Origin of the sequence: Collinsella sp. AF28-5AC (assembly GCF_003457875.1) — a bacterium.
Classification (GTDB): domain Bacteria; phylum Actinomycetota; class Coriobacteriia; order Coriobacteriales; family Coriobacteriaceae; genus Collinsella.
On sequence record NZ_QRTA01000043.1, the window covers coordinates 1 to 939 of the forward strand.

A 939-nucleotide genomic window follows, 5' to 3' on the forward strand; every position below is an offset into this window, starting at 1 on the left:
CTCATGACCTGCCCGGGGTGGCGGGCGAGGTACTCGCAGATGGCGTACTCGGTGGGCGTGAGCGGCACGGCCTCTCCGCCCACGGCGAGGTCGCGAGCCCCGAGGTCGATCCGCACCTCCCCGAAGGAGAGGGCGTGCGAGCGCGGCCGGCGCTCACGGCGTAGATGGGCCGCGACCTTGGCGCGCAGCTCCGCGGCCCCGAAGGGCTTGCGGACGTAGTCGTCGGCGCCCAGGCCGTAGCCGGCCACGGCGTCCTCCTCGGCCACGCGCGCGGTCAGGAAGACGATGGGCCCGTCGAAGTCCGGGCGGATCTGCCGCACGAGCTCGAAGCCGTCGAGCCCCGGCATCATGACGTCGCAGAGCACGAGGTCGAAGCGCGAGAGGTCCATCCCCGGGACCGTCGTCGGGTCCGCTGTCTTGACGACCTCATGGCCGTCGCGGCCGAGGACGCGCGCGAGCGCGTCGAGGATCGCCCGCTCATCATCCACTGCCAGTATCTTCGACATGTTAGACCTCCTGAAACTCCCGTCGGAATTGTACTAGCGCCGCGCTCAGCGATCCAGAGCCCTGTGCACAGCCGCGGGCGCGGGCGCCCACATGGCGATCTCAGGGTTGGGCAGCACGCGGTCGGCGATCGAGCGCAGCGCCGACCCCCAGCCGGCGTCGAGCAGGGCATTCCCGCCCAGGATGAGCGCTGCGGAGAGGAGGGCGAGCACGGCGGCGAGCGGCTTCCTACTCATCTGCCCTCCCGTCCTCGAAGCGGCAGAACCAGGCCAGAAGGACGGCGGCGGCTGCTAGGGCGAGCACGAGGCCAGCGAGCGCAGTCGTGAGGAGAGGGCCCGCCGCGCGTGCGGCGTCGATGAAGGCCTCCACCCCGAGCGACCCTAGGCGCGCGGGCCAGGCGAGCGGCACCCAGCTCAGGGGCGTCGCCAGGGCACC

Annotated in this window: 2 protein-coding genes and 1 pseudogene; all 3 read right to left on the reverse strand. The window is 72.1% G+C overall.

Annotation, left to right across the window (positions count from 1 at the left end; all coding sequences use genetic code 11):
* The coding region (locus DWZ01_RS10575) for a response regulator transcription factor (protein WP_147332657.1) at nucleotides 1-506 on the reverse strand (506 nt) is incomplete at its 3' end.
* Between the two features lie 45 nt (nucleotides 507-551).
* On the reverse strand, nucleotides 552-740 hold the full coding sequence (locus tag DWZ01_RS10580) for a hypothetical protein (protein WP_117848989.1): 189 nt from the start codon (nucleotides 738-740) through the stop codon (nucleotides 552-554).
* A pseudogene (locus DWZ01_RS10965) lies at nucleotides 733-939 on the reverse strand (hypothetical protein); the annotation flags it as partial. The pseudogene DWZ01_RS10965 and the gene DWZ01_RS10580, both read right to left, overlap by 8 nt.